The organism is Sphingomonas sp. 66-10 (assembly GCF_001897045.1).
GTDB classification, from domain to species: domain Bacteria; phylum Pseudomonadota; class Alphaproteobacteria; order Sphingomonadales; family Sphingomonadaceae; genus Sphingomonas; species Sphingomonas lycopersici.
In genome coordinates this window covers 146,684-147,495 of the sequence record NZ_MKRR01000094.1, presented here as the reverse complement: position 1 = coordinate 147,495, position 812 = coordinate 146,684, and the positions used below count along the sequence as shown (strand labels likewise).

The window sequence follows — 812 nt, the reverse complement described above, 5'->3', positions numbered from 1 at the left end:
TCGATCGCGCGCGCGCCGAGATAGACCACATCGTGGACCTTCGCCCCGACCGGCGCCGCCAGCAGCGCGAGCGCCGCGGTCGCGGCGAACAATCCGCGCATCGTCAAAAGGTCCGCCGCAGCGAGAGGGTGAAGCTGCGCGGCTCGCCGACCACGTTGCCGTAGAACAGGGTCTGGTAATTGTTGATGTAATAATGCTTGTCGAAGATGTTCTTGAGGTTGAGCTGCAACCGCCATTTGCCGAGATTGTACCCGGCCGAAGCGTCGACCAAGGTGTAGGACGGCAGATCGCGGGTCGAGCCGTCGAACGAGGTCTTCACCGCATCGACGAAGCGCACGCCCGCGCCGAGGAACAGCCCGAAATTGAAGTCATAGCTGGTATAGAGGCTGGCGGTGGTACGGGGGAGATAGGTCTCGGCCTTGCCGATCACCGTCGGATCGTCGTCCTTCCTGATCTTGGCGTCGAGCAGGGTGAAGCCGGCGTTGACCTGCCACGATCCGGTGATGCGGCCGATCGCCTCCAGCTCCAGCCCGCGATGCCGCGTCTCGCCGAGCGCGCGATAGCGGTCGGTGCCGTCGGGGCCGATCTCGTCGAACAGCGCCTGATTGGCCTGGGTGATGTCGAACAAGGCGGCGGTGAGCAGCAGCCGGCGGTCGGGCGAGACATATTTGGCGCCCAGCTCATACTGACGCCCGGTGAGCGGTTGCAGGATGCGTCCGGCGACGTCGATCCTGAGCTGCGGCTGGAAGGATTCGCTGTACGATCCGTAGAGGTTGACCCCGGTGACCGGCTCCACCGTCAGCGCGGCACGA

1 protein-coding gene is annotated in these 812 nt (G+C 64.8%); it reads right to left on the bottom strand.

Annotated elements, in window-relative coordinates:
• Positions 1 to 103 precede the first annotated feature (103 nt).
• Positions 104 to 796, bottom strand: coding sequence for a TonB-dependent siderophore receptor (locus BGN95_RS08095; RefSeq protein WP_286772282.1), 693 nt, complete (start codon positions 794 to 796; stop codon positions 104 to 106).
• Between the last annotated feature and the right edge of the window lie 16 nt (positions 797 to 812).